General features: G+C 54.3%; 14 protein-coding genes. 12 read left to right on the top strand and 2 right to left on the bottom strand.

The window, feature by feature from the left end; all coding sequences use genetic code 11:
* Positions 1-16: 16 nt before the first annotated feature.
* Positions 17-1,396 (bottom strand): D-arabinono-1,4-lactone oxidase, encoded by a 1,380-nt coding sequence (locus AC6I8X_RS12665; RefSeq protein ID WP_497839910.1) that lies wholly within the window; start codon positions 1,394-1,396, stop codon positions 17-19.
* A gap of 75 nt (positions 1,397-1,471) precedes the next feature.
* Entirely contained in the window at positions 1,472-2,110 is a 639-nt protein-coding gene (locus tag AC6I8X_RS12660; RefSeq protein WP_497839909.1) for a TetR/AcrR family transcriptional regulator, read from the bottom strand.
* A gap of 194 nt (positions 2,111-2,304) precedes the next feature.
* Here AC6I8X_RS12660 and AC6I8X_RS12655 point away from each other — a divergent pair, with 194 nt between their 5' ends.
* The 12 genes from AC6I8X_RS12655 (at position 2,305) to AC6I8X_RS12600 (ending at position 16,906) form a co-directional block, all read left to right on the top strand.
* Positions 2,305-3,405, top strand: coding sequence for a methionine ABC transporter ATP-binding protein (locus tag AC6I8X_RS12655; RefSeq protein WP_313690375.1), 1,101 nt, complete (start codon positions 2,305-2,307; stop codon positions 3,403-3,405).
* Positions 3,386-4,042 carry a methionine ABC transporter permease gene (locus tag AC6I8X_RS12650; RefSeq protein ID WP_497839908.1) on the top strand — a complete coding sequence of 219 codons (657 nt, stop codon included), beginning with the start codon at positions 3,386-3,388 and terminating at the stop codon, positions 4,040-4,042. The genes AC6I8X_RS12655 and AC6I8X_RS12650 overlap by 20 nt, the downstream gene beginning before the upstream one ends.
* A gap of 939 nt (positions 4,043-4,981) precedes the next feature.
* The gene (locus AC6I8X_RS12645; protein WP_313686134.1) at positions 4,982-5,572 is read left to right on the top strand and encodes an SH3 domain-containing protein; all 591 of its coding nucleotides are present in this window, start codon (positions 4,982-4,984) and stop codon (positions 5,570-5,572) included.
* A gap of 26 nt (positions 5,573-5,598) precedes the next feature.
* The gene (gene tssJ / locus AC6I8X_RS12640; RefSeq protein ID WP_084875898.1) at positions 5,599-6,102 is read left to right on the top strand and encodes a type VI secretion system lipoprotein TssJ; all 504 of its coding nucleotides are present in this window, start codon (positions 5,599-5,601) and stop codon (positions 6,100-6,102) included.
* A gap of 9 nt (positions 6,103-6,111) precedes the next feature.
* A complete protein-coding gene (gene tssK, locus AC6I8X_RS12635) occupies positions 6,112-7,452 on the top strand; it encodes a type VI secretion system baseplate subunit TssK (protein WP_497839907.1) in 1,341 nt (446 codons plus the stop codon).
* A gap of 16 nt (positions 7,453-7,468) precedes the next feature.
* Entirely contained in the window at positions 7,469-8,710 is a 1,242-nt protein-coding gene (locus AC6I8X_RS12630; RefSeq protein WP_409521724.1) for a DotU family type VI secretion system protein, read from the top strand.
* A 3-nt stretch (positions 8,711-8,713) separates the two neighbouring features.
* Complete coding sequence (gene tssM, locus AC6I8X_RS12625) at positions 8,714-12,340, top strand: type VI secretion system membrane subunit TssM (protein ID WP_497839906.1); 3,627 nt, start codon at positions 8,714-8,716, stop codon at positions 12,338-12,340.
* Between the two features lie 14 nt (positions 12,341-12,354).
* Positions 12,355-13,068, top strand: a complete 714-nt coding sequence (gene tagF / locus AC6I8X_RS12620; RefSeq protein ID WP_497839905.1) for a type VI secretion system-associated protein TagF — start codon at positions 12,355-12,357, stop codon at positions 13,066-13,068.
* 11 nt (positions 13,069-13,079) lie between these two features.
* Complete coding sequence (gene tssA, locus AC6I8X_RS12615; RefSeq protein WP_497839904.1) at positions 13,080-14,102, top strand: type VI secretion system protein TssA; 1,023 nt, start codon at positions 13,080-13,082, stop codon at positions 14,100-14,102.
* Positions 14,103-14,171: 69 nt separating this feature from the next.
* Positions 14,172-14,699, top strand: a complete 528-nt coding sequence (gene tssB, locus AC6I8X_RS12610; protein ID WP_084875888.1) for a type VI secretion system contractile sheath small subunit — start codon at positions 14,172-14,174, stop codon at positions 14,697-14,699.
* A 2-nt stretch (positions 14,700-14,701) separates the two neighbouring features.
* Positions 14,702-16,201 (top strand): type VI secretion system contractile sheath large subunit, encoded by a 1,500-nt coding sequence (gene tssC, locus AC6I8X_RS12605; protein ID WP_313686146.1) that lies wholly within the window; start codon positions 14,702-14,704, stop codon positions 16,199-16,201.
* Positions 16,202-16,423: 222 nt separating this feature from the next.
* Positions 16,424-16,906: an Hcp family type VI secretion system effector gene (locus AC6I8X_RS12600; RefSeq protein WP_084875884.1), complete on the top strand. Its 483-nt coding sequence runs from the start codon at positions 16,424-16,426 to the stop codon at positions 16,904-16,906.
* Positions 16,907-16,915: the final 9 nt, after the last annotated feature.

The following is a 16,915-nucleotide window of genomic DNA, read 5'->3' as shown; positions in this document are numbered from 1 at the left end:
TTTCCTCTCGTCAGGCTTAATCGAAAAGGGCGGTAACGTAGTCATTGCTGAAACGGCGATACGGATCGAGCTGCTGGCGCACGGCGCGAAAAGCATCCCACTGCGGATAAATATCGCGCCAGTGATAGCGTCGGGCATCGTAATATTTGCCCCAGTGTGGGCGTCCCCCCTCGGCTGCCAGCAATTTTTCCACTTCAGTGAGAAAGTGCAGCCCATCCTGCGATAACGAACCATCATCGGCGTAATACACCACAAAGCCGAAAAAGCAGGTGGCTTGCTGCCAGGCTGGGCTCAGCCAGGCTGAGGAGGGGCCGGTGCAGCGCAGAATGATCGGGTAATGCATATGGGGATGATTGGCCGCGTACCAGGCTTTGATTTTATTGATTATTTGCGGAGTTTTGTCCAGCGGGACACCAATCTCAACATTAATTTGTGGCACCGCAATGCCGCGACAAAATAGCTGGTAAATATCGCCGCTGATATCGGTGAAGTCGCGAAAACGCGTGACCGTGCGGAATTGTTTGCCGCCTTTGCCCTGGATCTGCGTATCCCGATGCATCTGCGCCAGCGTTTGATCGATGGTGTCATTCAGGCTGCTGTTGGTTTCTTCTCCATGCTCAATCACTTCACGCTGACTGGCGTAATAACGTTGCTTGTCCTGCTCACTGGCCTCTTCGGCATTCCAGACATGTATCAGATTGTCATCAACAAACCACCAGGCTTTGCTCAATTCGTATTGCTGGTTCCAGTTCAGCAAATCCTGTTCAAGGTTATCAGCGGACACGGCATTCTTGTGGCAGGTAAACAGGCGAAAAGGCTGGGTACGCAGCGTGACGGCGGTAACAATGCCCAGTGCCCCGAGCGCCACCTGGGCGGCAGGGAAATCGGCATCGTCGCGGGTAAATTCCCGCAGGCTGCCATCGGCCAGCACCATACGGATCCGGAGCGCTTCGTCTGCCAGTGAACTCTGATCCAATCCCTGGCCGTGGGTACCGGTGGACATGGCACCAGCCAGTGTTTGTACCGCAATCACGCCCGGAGATGAAGCCAGCATCAGGTTCATGGCAGTGAGCGTGGCATAGACCTGCTCCAGCCGGGTGCCCGCCCCAAAGGTGACGCTGACATCATCGCTGGCGATCACCCCTTGTAACGCGCTGAGATCCAGCAACACATCCTGCTCACCGACCCGCAGCATCCGTCCGGGGGACAGACGGCTCCCCAGTACGCGCACTTTGCCCTGCGAATGGCGCAAAATATGCTGCAGTTCGGCTTCATTCTGTGGTCGCAGTAACTGGCTGCGCTGGCCGACAACGGCATTTTGCGCCCAGTTCCATAAGGCAGTGGCATGATCGATGCTGGCGGTGTGACGTAATGGATAAAGGTGGGAATCTTTCACTACGGCGTTCCTTAGTCTGAGGTCTGTGACGGTCCCATTTCCCTAAAGCGTAGACCATCACAGCGCAGCCGCAGACTAAGGGGCTTTACGGATATAGCGCAGCGTGGCGGTGACGGCCAGCTGCCGGTTGCGGTGGATACTCTCCTCTTCACTCTTATCCGGGCTAAACAGCGCGTTAAAGGTGTAGCGGTTCGAGACATGATGTACGCAGATACTGCTGATCAGGCGATGCACATCGATGGTATTCACATCGGTGATAAAGATGCCCTGCTGTTGCCCGCGCAACAAAATATCATCGAGCAAATCAAGGGCGCTCTTGTTCAGCGCTTTTATCCGTTCCGACTGGGTGATGTAGCGGCCACGTAACAGGTTTTCGGTGCAGACCAGTCGCATAAAATCGGGGTGGGAGACGTGGTAATCAAAGCTGGCTTCGACCAGTTTGACCATCGCTTCTTCCGGAGCCATCGCCGCCAGATTCAGCCCGGTTTCATGCTGACGAATCGCCTGATAAACCTGCTCCAGCACTTCGATATATAGCTTCTCTTTATTAACAAAGTGGTACACCACCATACGTTTGGTGGTCTGAGCGTGCTCGGCAATCTGCTCCAGCCGTGCACCCTGCATACCGAACTCGGCAAAGGTTTTCAGTGCGCCAGCGAGGATGCGTTTCTTTAGCCCTTCAGGGTCATTCTTACGTTTGGTGGTATCCGACATAGTGCTCAGTAACAAGGTGCAAAAAGAGGATGTTAGCACAGCATCACGCGTGATCACGCAGTGGCTGTGCGCTTTATATGCATTTTGTGAATAACAATGCTGAAATCGAGATTAAGTGATAATAACGCGCTGCGTATACTGCGCTGATTCCCGACCCGTTAACCGGGCAGTGCTCAGCCGATGCAGGATGACCCATGACACTACTCCTTCCCCATGACATTTCAATATCGCGCCGTGCGGTCAGCGATACGCAGGATCGCTTGCACCCCTCACCCGTGGTAGTCAGCGTACGCGATATTTCACGCCGGTTTGGTGCCACACATGCGCTACGCAAGGTTTCACTCACGGTAAACCAGGGAGAAATCCTCGGCATCATTGGCCGTAGCGGTGCCGGGAAATCCACGCTGATTCGCTGTCTGAACGGCCTGGAACAACCTGATGAAGGTGTGATTGAGATTGAAGGGCGCGCTATCAGTGATTTATCAGAGAAAGCCTTACAGGCGGTGCGTAGCCGGGTAGGGATGGTGTTCCAGCACTTCAATTTATTGTCAGCAAAAACGGTGGCACAGAACGTGGCGCTGCCGCTAAAAATCGCCGGGGTGGCCAAAGCACAGCGGCAGCAACGTGTTGATGAGTTATTACATCTGGTGGGATTGGCTGACAAAGCGGACCACTACCCGGCAGCCCTGTCAGGGGGGCAGAAGCAACGCGTGGGGATTGCTCGTGCACTGGCGGCAGAACCAGCACTGCTGCTGTGTGATGAAGCCACATCGGCGCTCGACCCTGAAACCACACGCTCGATTCTCGCGCTGCTGAAATCACTTAATCAGCAGCTCGGCATCACTATCCTGCTGATCACCCACGAGATGGAGGTAATCAAAACGGTTGCTCATCGGGTGGCGGTGATCGACGGCGGCGAAATTATTGAAAGTGGTCCGGTATGGCAGGTATTTGCCCATCCACAAACCTCATTAACACAAACATTATTACGTGGCTTGCTGCCGCAGCTGCCGGAAAGTCTGGCGGCACGTATCCAGCCACAACCTGACGGAGAAGCAATTTTTCGCGTCAATTTTGCCGGTGATGATGCGCAGGGGGACCTGCTGACGCGGCTCGCCAGTCAATGGCCAGGCGCATTTCGTCTGTTGCAGGGCGGGGTGGATCATATTCAGCACTACGCGGTCGTCCGTTTCTTTATTGCACTGCCACACGCGCAGCAGCAACCGTTAATCAGCTGGCTGCAACAGCAGCAGGCGCAAGTGGAGTTAATAGGTTATGTCGCCAGTCATGATTGATTTATTGCTTAACGCCATTGGCGAAACGTTGCTAATGACGCTGGTTTCTGGATTGTTCTCTTTGGTAGCAGGCTTACCCTTAGGGTTAATTCTGGTGGTCACCAGTCCGGGTGGAATTGCCGAACATCGATTCATCAATCGGGTGCTTGGGGTGACCATTAATGGCTTTCGTTCGCTGCCGTTTATTATTTTGCTGGTGGCGTTGATTCCGTTTACCCGTTTTCTGGTTGGCACCTCGCTTGGAACCTGGGCCGCAATTGTCCCGCTTTCAATCACCGCGACACCGTATTTTGCCCGGGTGGCGGAGGTGTCATTGCGTGAGGTGGATCGTGGCCTGATCGATGCAGTACGCGCGATGGGAGCCAGCAGATTACGCATCGTCTGGGAGGTTCTGGTACCCGAAGCGCTTCCGGGCATCCTGGCAGGGTTTGTTGTCACCCTGGTGGCGCTGGTGGGCGCGTCGGCGATGGCGGGTGCCATTGGGGCCGGTGGGTTAGGGGACCTGGCGATTCGCTACGGTTATCAACGCTTCGAAACCAATGTCATGCTGGCAGTGATCGCGGTACTGATTATCCTGGTATGTGGCATTCAGTGGCTGGGTGATCGTCTGGTTGCGCGCGTGGACAAGCGGCGTTAAGCGCCCGTTTTTTGTCCAATCCCACCGGAACTGGCTGGTAAGCATCGGAAAAATTCGCATTCATTTCTTTCTCTTCACATTTCAGATGGACGTTTATTTTCAATAATCAAGTGAAATTCATTATTTGATGGGATAAACGTCTAATTTGTACTGTTTTGTAAGTTTTTTAACCTTCATATCACCCGTCGCTGCAGTTTTCACTAATTCTCCCCTGAATCAGATCCATTATTTGTATGAAATTTTATGAATTTTCTATGTATGAAATCTCATCATAAGTGATTATTTTCTTATGTTTCTAATCATTTTTTGGGAGCATTCTTATTTAAACCCGGTAAATTTGGCTGAATTTGCATTAGTTTTATTTGTTAACTTTTATTTAAGTATGTTTCCAGGATAACATCGCGTTGATATTTCGTCAGGGTTATGTAAACCTTTGGCAATTGTTAAAAATTCGATTGTGATTTCGTGCTCACGGGCGGGTATTACCTGGCTCGTGCGGTAGCCATGCTGGCGTGTAATTTTTTAACATATTGATTTAGATCGATTATTTTAACGTAGTTAACAGTTAAACTTCGTCATTGCTATTACCCCCTGATTCAATACTGTTTAATCAGTCTCATTGAACAGGGTGATTTTCAGACCGGGAATGTCATAAGAAAATCTTGTGATCGCTGCTTAACCTCCTTTGAGTTGCAAATATTGATCATTTTGATGAATGATTGATCCGCCACTCAGAAACTCCCGCCTGGTCTCTCGTTTCCTTTTATTGCATCTTAAATACTTAATTATAACTGATCAGTTGTGAGCATTTTTTTGCTTATTTCTGCCGCAGGAATCTTGTGGTTAATTTTTTTAAATGGTCCTGTATTGCAGCATGAATAACTGCAACCAGTGATTTGTTTTGCCAACAACCGGCCAATGGCCATTTTTTAGAGATTAATGGAACTAAACATGAAGAAAATGGTGAATCTCCGTATTGCGTTAAGCCTGCTGTTTGTCTTTGCTGTTGCAGGTTGTAAAGCGCCACCGAAAATCACTGATGACACTATGGTCACCAGCACCGTCGATGGTGTGACCCTGATCCATCGTCATGCCGTTACCCCGCCTGCGCAGTTAAGCCCCATCAATGAAGAATATCGTGCGCTCTATCCGGCGTCGGTCATGACCCGCCCTGACTTCGGCGGCAAAGTCGTCACGACGTTACAAACCGGCGGAAGCTATACCGTGCTTGGCATGGTAGAGAACAACTGGCTGGCTGTGGGCGAACAACCTCAGCAGGCTGCAGCGCCGGATGCCGATGCGAAAAAAGCCGCAGATTCAGTACCTCAGACGACGGCGCAGCCAGCTCAGCTAACCGGCTATGTGCCGTTCCGCGCGCTGGTGAAAAGCGATTTGTATGATCAAACCCTGAAGGCTGACCAACCTAAACGCCGTGCCCGTACCAGTGCGAAGAAGAAAACCTGCGTGTCGGTCGATGGTGACAGCAAAGCCTGTCAGAACGGCAACAGCGGGACCTGGATCATCAACTAAACACGATGAACATGGAGGGACAGGAGATGGCATTGACGCTAACAACATTCCGACTGAGGCAGTGGCTGTGGCCGCTGCTGGTCCTGCTACTGACTGCCTGCAGCAGTAGCCAGACCCCGGTTGCGCGTTACAACCTGAACTTTCAGGCGCACCCGCAAATCAATGCCGGTGCGCCGCTCAAGGTGCGGGTGATGCTATTAACCTCTGATGCGGCATTTATGTCCGCAGATTTCTATTCCCTGCAAAACCAGCCGGCCACTGCCCTGGGCAACTCACTTCTTAATACGCAGGAATTCTTCTTGCGATCAGGACAACTCAGCAAAACTCTCACCGGCAAGAGCCTGCCGGAAGCGCGTTTTATTGGTGTTATGGCTGAATATCAGACGCTGGATGGCAAGGTATGGCGTCTGGCATTGCCCTTCCCGGATGGTGACAACAGTTCTTTCTGGCAATTCTGGAAAAGTAATGATGGTGAGCTTAACGCCCGCATTGTTGCTGATATCAACGGTCTGCGCCCGGTTAAGCAGTAAAGGATGATTATGAACAGAGCCGAAAAGGTGGTGTGGACAGAAGGTATGTTCCTGCGCCCGCATCATTTCCAGCAGTCGGAAAACTTTCTGCACAGTACGCTGCGCGAGTGGGGGCAATCCCAGCGCGTCTATACCTGGGGTTTTTTTGACGTTGAATTTGATGAAGCCTTGCTGCGTCAGGGCAAACTGGCGTTGAGTGCTGCCAGTGGCTGTCTGCCAGATGGCACCTTCTTTTCCTTCAGTCAGCCACAGCAGGGCCCGGCACCACTCGACCTGCCAGAAAATGTTGATCGTGCCAAAGTGGTGCTGGCGATTCCGACACGGCGCAATGGGCGTGAAGCGGTGGCCTTTCAGGATTCACAGGACTCGCTGGCGCGCTATCTTGCCTGGGAAACCGAGGTGGAAGATGACAATGCGCTGGCTGTTGGTGCGGCAACGGTGCAGTTTGGCAAATTACGCCTGCGCCTGATGCTTGAGCAGGATCTTACCGCCGAATGGACCGCGATGGGTGTTGCGCGGGTGGTGGAAAAGCGTAGCGATAACCATATCCGCCTCGACAGTGACTACATCCCGCCGATGCTGACCCTAACCGGTAGTCAAGCTTTACAAAGCATGATGAACGATCTGCACGGGCTGATACAGCAGCGTAGCCAGCAACTGAGCCAGCGTGCACCTAACACGGGCCGTTTTAATAGTGCCGACATGGTTGATTTCATGCTGCTGGCGCTCCTGAATCGCCAACTCGGTTTGCATGCCCATCTGCAACATTTGCCGTTGCTCCACCCCGAATCGCTGTACTGCCAGTGGCTGCAACTGGCGGCCGAGCTTTGCACCTGGCTACCGGCCCGCACGCCGGATATTTTTCCACGCTATGACCATGACGATTTGCGCGGATGTTTCACCCGCCTGGCGCTGTTGTTACGCCAGGGGCTATCGCAGGTAATGGAGGAGAGCGCGATCCAGTTACCTCTGACGCAGCGTTCACATGGCCTCAATGTCGCGACCGTGCCGGATAGCAGTATGGTGCGCGAGTTTGGTTTTGTACTGGCGGTGAAAGCCAGCGTCCCGGCCGATGCCTTAAAAACCCATTTCCCGGCGCAGATGAAAGTCGCACCAGTCACCAAAATCCGCGATCTGGTGCAGTTGCAACTCCCCGGTCTGGCGCTGATTGCCATGCCTGGTGCACCGCCGCAAATCCCGTGGCATGCGGGTTACAGCTACTTTGAACTGGATAAAAACAGTGAGCTGTGGAAGGAGATGGAGCGCTCAGGAGCCTTTGCGCTACACCTTGCCGGTGAATTTCCGGGCCTGAATATGGAGTTCTGGGCCATTCGCAGTCAGTCAGAATAATCAAAACTGAGCACGCATGATGCAGCCACAACCAAAATCGAATAGCGATGCCGCGACGCCAGACCTGAGCCACCAGAATATCCTGGTGGCAGCGGCGAATCCGCTGATTAACGCCATCCCTCAAATCCGCCATTCTGTCTCTCACGACGACCCTGCGCGTCTGCGCCAGCAATTGATTGATCAGATTCGTCGTTTCGAGCTGAGTTGTCAGCAATCGGGTCTGAGCTATGAAGTGATCATTGGTGCGCGTTACTGTCTGTGTACCGCACTGGATGAGGCCGCAGCGCTCACGCCGTGGGGCAGCCGGGGAGTCTGGACCAGCAACGGTCTGCTGGTGACCTTTCATAACGAAACCTGGGGCGGTGAGAAGTTTTTCCAGCTGCTGGCAAAACTTTCACAGAATCCACGTCAGCATATTTTACTGCTGGAGTTGATCTATTTCTGCCTGCTGCTCGGTTTTGAAGGGCGCTATCGGGTGCTGGATAACGGGCGCTCGCAACTTGAAACCATCAAACAGCGTCTGTTGCAGATGATCAGAGGCGTTCGTGGCAGCTATGCGTCTGCACTGTCGGTGCACCCTACCGATCAACCGGTGCTGCGCAAGCTGTGGCGTCCCATGATCCCTCTGTGGGCCTGCGCGGCAGTGGCGGCGTTGGGGGCCTGTCTGTTTTACATCATTCTGAACTGGCGGCTGGGGGACTACACCACGCCGGTGCTGGCCAACATCTATCAGACATCGCTGCCAGAAATCCAGATTCGTAATCCGGCACCGCCACCTCCTGCGGCACTTAACCTGAAAACCTTCCTCAAACCGGAAATTGATGCGGGTCTGGTAGCGGTACGTGATGAAGCCGATCAAAGTGTGGTGACGCTGAAAGGTGATGGTTTGTTTACCTCCGGTGCAACGACGGTACGTGGCCGCTATGAAGCGGTTATTCAGCGTATTGCGGCGGCCATGAACAATGTCAGCGGCAAGATTCTGGTAGTGGGATATACCGATAACGTCCCGATCCGCAGCGCCCGCTTTGCCTCCAATTATGAACTCTCCCTGGCGCGTGCGCAGTCAGTCCAGACCCTGCTGCAACAGCAGCTGGCGCAGCCGAATCGGGTGAAGGCCGAAGGGCGGGGCGAAAGCAATCCGTTGGTGCCGAACTCCAGCGCCGCAAATCGCGCCCGTAACCGCCGCGTAGAAATTACGCTGTTGGTGGCACCGGATGCAACGCAAGCTGAACTCAACGGCCTGGCGAGAGGGAACTAATCCATGCTGAATATGCTTTTTGCCGTGCTGACCAGCCGCCTTGCCTGGGGATTTGTCGGGATCACTGCACTTTCTTTCATTATCTGGGTCATTGGCCCGGTATTCTCTATTGTTGACTCCCGGCCACTGGAGCCGGAACAGAATCGTGTTATCAGCATCGCTTTGCTCTATCTGGTGTGGGGCCTGAGTCAGGCGATTCCCCGCATCTACAATATGTGGCTCAACCGTAAACTGATGTCGAGTCTCGAAACGTCACCGGCGGATGCTCCAGAGCAGGATCGCAAGCGCCTGACCAACGAAGAACAGGTGCTGGCGAGCCGTTTTAGCGAAGCGACCGACATGCTCAAAAAGGCGCATTTTCAGCGCCATAACAGCAAAGGTACGCCATTCTGGGCGCAGCGTTTCAGCCGTCAGTATCTCTATCAGCTGCCCTGGTACATGATCATCGGCGCACCGGGTGCCGGAAAAACCACGGCGCTGGTGAACTCCGGTCTGCAATTCCCGCTGGCGGACAAGTTTGGTAAGGCGGCGCTGCGTGGCATTGGCGGGACACGTAATTGTGACTGGTGGTTTACCAACGAAGCGGTGCTGTTGGATACCGCCGGACGTTATACCACCCAGGAAAGCCAGCAGGAGCGCGATGCCAGCGAGTGGCATCATTTTCTTGGGTTGTTGTGTAAGTACCGTGGCCGTCAGCCGATCAATGGCGTAATCGTCACCCTCAGTGTGGCGGATCTGTTGAGCCAGACGCCGGAAGCGTTGCGTAATCAGTCGCTGGCTTTACGTCAGCGATTGATGGAATTGCACGATCGTCTCGGTATTCGTTTCCCGGTGTATGTGCTGGTCACTAAGGCGGATTTGCTTAAGGGATTTCGCAGCTACTTTGGTGGGTTGGATAAAGCACAGCGGGAACAAATCTGGGGCTTCACCTTTCCCTGGGCGCTGGCCTCAACGGCTGAATTTGAACTGAGTAGCCAGTTCCAGCAGGAATACTCACTGCTGCAGCAACGTCTTGATGCAGGCCTGGCGGATACCCTGCCGTTGGTCAGTGATGCGCAGGGACGTGCTGAAAGTTACCTGTTCCCGCAGGAGTTTGCCGCCTTGCGTCCCCATCTGGCGGAAGCGCTGGATACGTTATTTGCCCGTTCGGATTTCGAAACCCAGTTTGCGCCGCGGGGCATTTATTTTGCCAGCGGCACTCAGGAAGGTTTGCCATTTGACCGCGTGATGGGGGAACTGACCCGTGCGTTGCACCTGCCCGGACAACGGGACGGCGAGTCAGGCAATTGGGACCAGGTCGGAAAAGATGCGCCGATTCCGTCGCCGAAGGGACAGAGTTTCTTCCTCAAGGACATGCTCGAAGACGTGGTGTTCCAGGAGTCAGGATTGGCGGCCAGCAATCGCTGGTGGGAACTGCGCAACCGTGCCGGTCTGTGGTCTGGCTATCTGGCATTACTGGTCATCGTGTTGATCGCCGGTGCGCTGTGGCTGACCAGCTACAGTAAAAATAAGGCTTACCTGCAGGAAATGGCGGCGAAAACGCCTGAAGTGGAAAAACTCGGGGCACAGCTGCAACGGGAAGGAACGGGCGATCTGTTTGCGCTGGTGCCTTATCTCAATACCATTCTGCACCTGCCAGAAAGCAATGACTTTTCGTTGCAGGATCCGCCGCTGACACGCCGCATGTGGTTGTACCGGGGTACTGAAGTCAGTGACGCCACCCAGGCGCTGTACAACAAGGCTCTGAAGCAACTGCTGATGCCACAGGTGGCGCAGCATATCACCCGCTGGTTACGTAATGACAATGGCAGCGATGCTGACTACAGCTACGAAGCGCTGAAGGCGTATCAGATGCTGTATCAGCCGAAGCACTACGACGGCAAGTTCCTGCAGGCGTGGCTGATGCTGAACATCTCGCGTGAACTGCCGCAGAACGTGACGCAGCAGGAAGTGAAACAGCTGGCCTGGCATCTGCAACAACTGCTGGAAACGCAAATTCAATCCTCGCCCTATGCGAAGGATGATGCGCTGGTAAAGCGCGAGCAGGCGCTGATTAATCAGATGCCGCTATCCCAGCGCGTTTACGGACGCCTGAAGCGTCTGCTGCAACGTGATGGCACCTTACCCCCAGTGACGCTGGCAGCGCTGGGCGGTCCGCAAAGTGAACTGGTCTTTTCCCGTAAAAGTGGTAAATCGGTGAATGATGGTGTGTCCGGCCTGTATACGCCGGAGGGATACTGGCAGCACGTGGATAAACAAATTGCGCCGGTAACTCAGGCGCTGTTCCAGGATGATATTTGGGTGCTGGGCGGCACCAGCCAACAGGAAAACAGCCAGCAGACCGATCTGGCGGTGCGTCAGCTTTATATGCAGGATTACATCCGCCAGTGGGAGCAATTCCTTAGCGATATCCAGCTCAATAGCAGCGCTGATCTCGCGCAACGCATTAACACCGCGCGTCTGCTTTCCGGCAACCATTCACCGCTGCGTCAGCTGGTGGTGAATCTCAGCAAAATATTGACCCTTACGCGCGCGCCGACGGATGACAAAACGGCGCAAAAGCAGCCGTCTTCCTCAGATAACAGCGCAACACGTACCCTGCAGGCGCTGTTTAGTACGCCGAAAGCCAATGCGGCACAAAACCAGGGCAGCCCGGCGCCGGAGCAGGTGGTTGGCGCGCACTTTGCGGCCATTATCGAACTGGCGCAGCCGTTGCAGCAGGGCAGCAAGGTACTGGCCGTGGACGATTTTCTGCGCCAGATTGACGATCTTTATCGTTATCTCACCGCAGTACAGGATGCGGCTAACAGCGGCATGCCGCCGCCTTCAGGTGATGCGATCAGTCGTGTGCAGGCCAGTGCCGGGCGCTTACCGGGTTCGCTGCAAAATATGGTTTCAAGTATGGCTGTCGGGGCCAGCAGTGATGCGCAGCAGCGTGACATGGAAAATGTGCGTAAGCGTATCCGCATGGAGGTAGGCAGCTTCTGTCAGCAGGCCATTGCCGGACGTTACCCGCTGGTACGTAATGGCCGTAATGAAGTGACGCCGGATGATTTAGCGAGAATGTTTGCGCCCGGCAGTGGCCTGATGGATAGCTTCTTCCGTGACAATCTGGCGAACAAAGTGGATACCACTCATGCGGCCTGGCGGTTTACCCCGGGCATTGATGGCAAAACCCTGCCTGGTGGTGAAGCGCTGTTACGCCCGTTCCAGCAGGCCCAGTCAATCCGCGATGCCTTCTTCACCAACGGCGCCACCACGCCGTCATTCCGCGTCACGCTGCGCACGGTGAAAATGGATAACGACATCCTCAACCTGACGCTCGATGTGGACGGGCAGATTCTGCGCTACAGCCACGGTCCGCAGGCGGTGCAAATGGTGAGCTGGCCAGGAACCGGTGGGACCAGCCAGGTGCGTATGCAGCTCGGTTTAACCAACGGTACGACATCAACGCTGGTGACCAGCGGCCCCTGGGCTCTTAACCGCTTTTTTGACCGCGCCCGACTGACGGACGCAGGGGGGCTGACACGCGAAGCCAGCTTTAATGTTGAGGGCCATCAGGTCACGCTGTCGTTCACGCCCGGCAGTATTCGTAACCCGTTCCAGCTTCCCGCTTTTAGCTGCCCCTGAATTGGAGCCTGACAATGACGCAATACGCAGCACCCGGCTGGTACGGCAAACTGCCCAATGCGGGTGATTTTGTGAAGCGACGCTTTCCCGACACCTTGCTGCGGCAATGGTCAAACTGGTTTCAGGTGGGTTTGCACCACTGGCAAACCAGCACTGAAGGGGATAGCGCCCCTTCGCGAGACTTTCTGAGCGCACCGGTCTGGAATTTTGTGGTACCCCCGATGCTGGGGAGCCAGCTCATCCAGATGGGTAGCCTGACTGCCTCGCGCGACGGCGTGGGCCGTCACTACCCGTTGTGCGCCTTGCACCACTTCAGTCCTGCGGAATGGTCACCTGCTTTGCTGGCCCACTCCGGCGACTGGTATCAGCAGGTCGGCAACACCTTGTTGCGAGGGGTGAGGGATGGCAGCACAGTGGAGCAACTGGATCAGGCGCTGCTCAGTATTCCGCAGCCACAGCAGCAGGCGAGTGGCGAGCCCTCGGACATTCTGGCGATTATCGGGGAGGGGGGAAGTGTCTCGACCCTGAGCTGGCAACTGCCTGCCGACAGCTTTGACCCACAGTTTTACACCAGTTTCTGGTGGACAAATCAGAGCGACGGATTCCCGCTGTACACCCATGTGCATAGTGGCAACTTCACCGCACAGCTGTTTTCGCTACTGTTTGATCCCGCTGGCGGCGCGAAGCCCGGACGAAACGGACTTTATCCCCCTATGTTTGAATCCTGAGGTGTACCCGCATGACGATCAATATTGAGGAGCTGCTGGCACCGGTCAGCAATGACCATCCCTGCGGTGAAAACCTGGAATACCACGCAGATTATCAGGCGATGGAGCAGGCCAGTGCCGGTAAGGCGGAACAGCAATTTGGTGACACCATCATCCCGGCGGAACCGGCTGACTGGAACCGGGTAGAAAAACTGGCGACTGAGTTGCTTAGTCGCAGCAAAGACTTGCGCGTGATGCTGGCACTGACGCAGGCGTGGGCCAATCTCCAGGGGCTGCCGGGGTATGCCCGGGGGCTGAAACTGATTGAACAGGCCCTGCTGTTATATTGGGAACCGCTCTGGCCCCGTCTGGAAGAGGATGGCGAGCAGGATCCTTTCTACCGTATTAACGCACTGGCGCTGCTGAGTGATCAATCTTCTCTGACAGCGGCGGTACGTCAGGCCTGGCTGCTACGCCATGCTTCCGATGGCATCATCCTGCGCGATGCCGCCGCCCTGTGCGACGGCAGCAAAGCGGAAATTGCTGATTACCCCGGCGGCATGGCGCGCTTGCGGGATGAACTGGCACAGCCAGGGCAATCTGCGGCTGAAGCCGTGCTGAATATTCATGTGCGTCTGCAAGCTATCCGCGAAATTCTGGTGGAACGTCTGGATGAAACCGCAGCGCCAGATATGGCGCAGTTGCAGAAAAGTTTTGCGCTGCTGGCGGGGCTGGCTCAGCCCGGCGATCCGGGAACGATGCAACCTGACACCGCCAGTGAGCAGGCCGCAGATGAATCTTCCCCCGCCGCTGTCCCTGGGGCCACGCGCAATGTACCTGACTGGCGCAGCGCGCAACTCAGTACCCGCGCCGATGCGCAACTGATGCTGGAAAAGGTGAAGCAATACTTCAGCCAGCACGAACCCAGCCATCCGGCACCGCTGATGATTGATCGTGTGCAACGACTGATCGAGCTCGACTTTATGGACATCATCCGTGATCTGGCCCCGGACGGGGTTCACCAGCTGGAAAATATTTTCGGACGCCGTAACTAACGCGCGTTTACCTCTTCATCACGCAGTGAGACCTGCGCCTTTACCCGCGCATCATTTATGGAGAAAACCATGGCCACAATGAAATCCAGTGGGCAGAAATTTATCGCCCGCAATCGCGCGCCTCGCGTTCAGATCGAATATGACGTGGAGATCTATGGCGCGGAGCGCAAAATCCAGCTGCCGTTCGTCATGGGCGTACTGGCAGACCTCGCAGGCAAGCCGCTGGAACCGCAGGCAGCCGTTGATGATCGTAAATTCCTTGAGATCGATATTGATAATTTTGACGAGCGCATGAAAGCGATGAAGCCTCGTGCGGCGTTCCAGGTGGACAACACCCTAAGCGGCGAGGGCAAACTCAATATCGAACTGACTTTCGAAAGCATGGATGATTTCTCGCCCGATGCGATTGCCCGTCATGTTGAGCCGCTCAACAAACTGCTGGAAGCACGCACTCAACTCGCCAACCTGCTGACCTATATGGATGGCAAAAACGGTGCGGAAGAGTTGATTGGCAAGATTCTGCATGATCCCACGCTGTTGCAGGCGCTGACGCATCTGCCAAAACAGGCTGACGCGGCAGAAGGGAAGGAGGAGTAAGCATGAGCCAGAGCACCGAACAGCAGCAACTACAGGGTGGCACCAGCTTCAGCCAGGATGAGTTTAGTGCGTTACTCAGTAAAGAGTTCCGCCCGAAGAACGATCAGGCACGAGAAGCGGTAGAAAGCGCGGTAAAAACTCTGGCGCATCAGGCGCTGGAAAATACCGTGACTATTTCGAACGATTCCTATCGCACCATCCAGTCACTGATCGCGGAAATTGACGAGAAATTATCGCAGCAGATTAACCAGATTATTCATCACGATGAGTTTCAGAAACTGGAAAGCGCCTGGCGTGGCCTGAGTTATCTGGTGAATAACACCGAAACGGATGAGATGCTGAAAATCCGTTTTATGAGCATCTCCAAGCAGGAGCTGGGACGCACCCTGAAACGTTACAAAGGCGTTGGCTGGGATCGTAGCCCGCTGTTCAAGAAAGTCTATGAGCAAGAATATGGTCAGTTTGGTGGTGAACCCTTTGGTTGCCTGGTGGGCGATTACTACTTCGACCACGGCCCGCAGGATGTGGAGCTGCTGGGTGAAATGGCGCGTATTGGCGCTGCCGCGCACTGTCCATTTATTACCGGTGCAGCACCGGAAGTGATGCAGATGGAGTCCTGGCAGGAACTGGCCAATCCACGCGATCTGACCAAGATCTTCCAGAACACGGAATATGCGGCCTGGCGCAGCCTGCGTGAATCGGAAGATTCACGTTACCTCGGCCTGGTGATGCCTCGTTTCCTGGCGCGTCTGCCATATGGAATCCGCACCAATCCGGTCGACAGCTTTGATTTCGAAGAAAAGACCGACGGTTCCGATCATAACAATTACGCCTGGAGCAACGCGGCTTATGCGATGGCGGCCAACATTAATCGTTCGTTTAAAGAGTACGGCTGGTGTACCTCCATTCGCGGTGTGGAATCGGGCGGGGCGGTAGAAAATCTGCCTTGCCATACCTTCCCGAGCGACGATGGCGGCGTGGATATGAAATGTCCAACCGAAATTGCCATCAGCGATCGCCGTGAAGCCGAGCTGGCGAAAAATGGGTTTATGCCGCTGGTGCACCGTAAAAACTCCGATTTTGCTGCCTTTATTGGTGCGCAGTCGTTACAGAAACCGGCGGAATATCACGATCCCGACGCGACGGCCAATGCACGTCTGGCAGCTCGTCTGCCGTATCTGTTTGCCTGCTGCCGCTTTGCTCATTATCTGAAATGCATCGTGCGTGACAAAATTGGTTCTTTCCGTGAGCGCGATGAGATGGAGCGCTGGCTGAACGACTGGGTGATGAACTACGTAGACGGTGATCCGGCTAACTCATCCCAGGAAACCAAATCACGCAAGCCGCTGGCGGCAGCCGAAGTCAATGTTGAAGAACAGGAAGATAATCCGGGTTATTACTCCGCAAAATTCTTCCTGCGTCCGCATTACCAGCTGGAAGGTCTGACGGTATCACTGCGACTGGTATCAAAACTGCCGTCGCTGAAAGCGAAAGATAATTAATCGTTGCGAATGATTCAGAGAATCTGAATTTTCAGGTTCTCTGCACCCTTTTCTTATTGCGTTAATTCGTAATAAGAATCCCCTCTGAATAACACATGTAGCGCTATTCAGAACACGAGGCAGAGGTAAAATATGGACTGTTTTATTCAGCCCCATGCTTTCCTGTTTGCCATAACGATGCTTGTTAAAAGCAAAGCGTAAATCAAACAAGAGAAGAGAATTATGGCTATAGATATGTTTTTAAAAGTTGATGGCGTGACTGGAGAATCGAAGGACTCTAATCACACCGGCTGGACGGATATTACCTCCTTTAGCTGGGGGGCGACTCAGCCTGGCAATATGGCAGTAGGCGGCGGCGGCGGTGCCGGTAAAGTGAATTTTAATGATCTGAGCGTGAATGCCCTGATCGACAAATCCACCTCCGCTATTCTGAAGTACTGTGCGAACGGTAAACATGTGACTAAAGTGGAACTGTCCGTGTGCAAAGCCGGTGGTTCTCAGGTTGAATATGCGCGTATCACGCTGGAAGACGTGCTGGTTTCTCGTCTGGATTACACTGGTGCTGCCAATGGCGACACTCTGGCTGTGACCTACGGTTTCCAGGCGGCGAAAGTGAAACAGCAATACTGGGAGCAAAGTTCTTCTGGTGGTAAAGGTGCTGAGAGCAGCGCTGGCTGGAATATTAAAGAAAACAAAGAGTCGTAATTTTTTATA

The organism is Pantoea sp. X-Soil-TKNS-1280, assembly GCF_059730475.1.
The sequence above is the reverse complement of the archived record's forward strand: the minus strand, read 5'-3'. Positions and strand labels throughout refer to the sequence as shown.

What these genes read in the sequence shown, in the direction of transcription:
- AC6I8X_RS12660 (WP_497839909.1), bottom strand. Translation starts at nt 2,110, where the DNA reads ATGTCGGATACCACCAAACGTAAGAATGACCCTGAAGGGCTAAAGAAA.
- AC6I8X_RS12655 (WP_313690375.1), top strand. Translation starts at nt 2,305, where the DNA reads ATGACACTACTCCTTCCCCATGACATTTCAATATCGCGCCGTGCGGTC.
- AC6I8X_RS12650 (WP_497839908.1), top strand. Translation starts at nt 3,386, where the DNA reads ATGTCGCCAGTCATGATTGATTTATTGCTTAACGCCATTGGCGAAACG.
- AC6I8X_RS12645 (WP_313686134.1), top strand. Translation starts at nt 4,982, where the DNA reads ATGGAACTAAACATGAAGAAAATGGTGAATCTCCGTATTGCGTTAAGC.
- tssJ (WP_084875898.1), top strand. Translation starts at nt 5,599, where the DNA reads ATGGCATTGACGCTAACAACATTCCGACTGAGGCAGTGGCTGTGGCCG.
- tssK (WP_497839907.1), top strand. Translation starts at nt 6,112, where the DNA reads ATGAACAGAGCCGAAAAGGTGGTGTGGACAGAAGGTATGTTCCTGCGC.
- AC6I8X_RS12630 (WP_409521724.1), top strand. Translation starts at nt 7,469, where the DNA reads ATGATGCAGCCACAACCAAAATCGAATAGCGATGCCGCGACGCCAGAC.
- tssM (WP_497839906.1), top strand. Translation starts at nt 8,714, where the DNA reads ATGCTGAATATGCTTTTTGCCGTGCTGACCAGCCGCCTTGCCTGGGGA.
- tagF (WP_497839905.1), top strand. Translation starts at nt 12,355, where the DNA reads ATGACGCAATACGCAGCACCCGGCTGGTACGGCAAACTGCCCAATGCG.
- tssA (WP_497839904.1), top strand. Translation starts at nt 13,080, where the DNA reads ATGACGATCAATATTGAGGAGCTGCTGGCACCGGTCAGCAATGACCAT.
- tssB (WP_084875888.1), top strand. Translation starts at nt 14,172, where the DNA reads ATGGCCACAATGAAATCCAGTGGGCAGAAATTTATCGCCCGCAATCGC.
- tssC (WP_313686146.1), top strand. Translation starts at nt 14,702, where the DNA reads ATGAGCCAGAGCACCGAACAGCAGCAACTACAGGGTGGCACCAGCTTC.
- AC6I8X_RS12600 (WP_084875884.1), top strand. Translation starts at nt 16,424, where the DNA reads ATGGCTATAGATATGTTTTTAAAAGTTGATGGCGTGACTGGAGAATCG.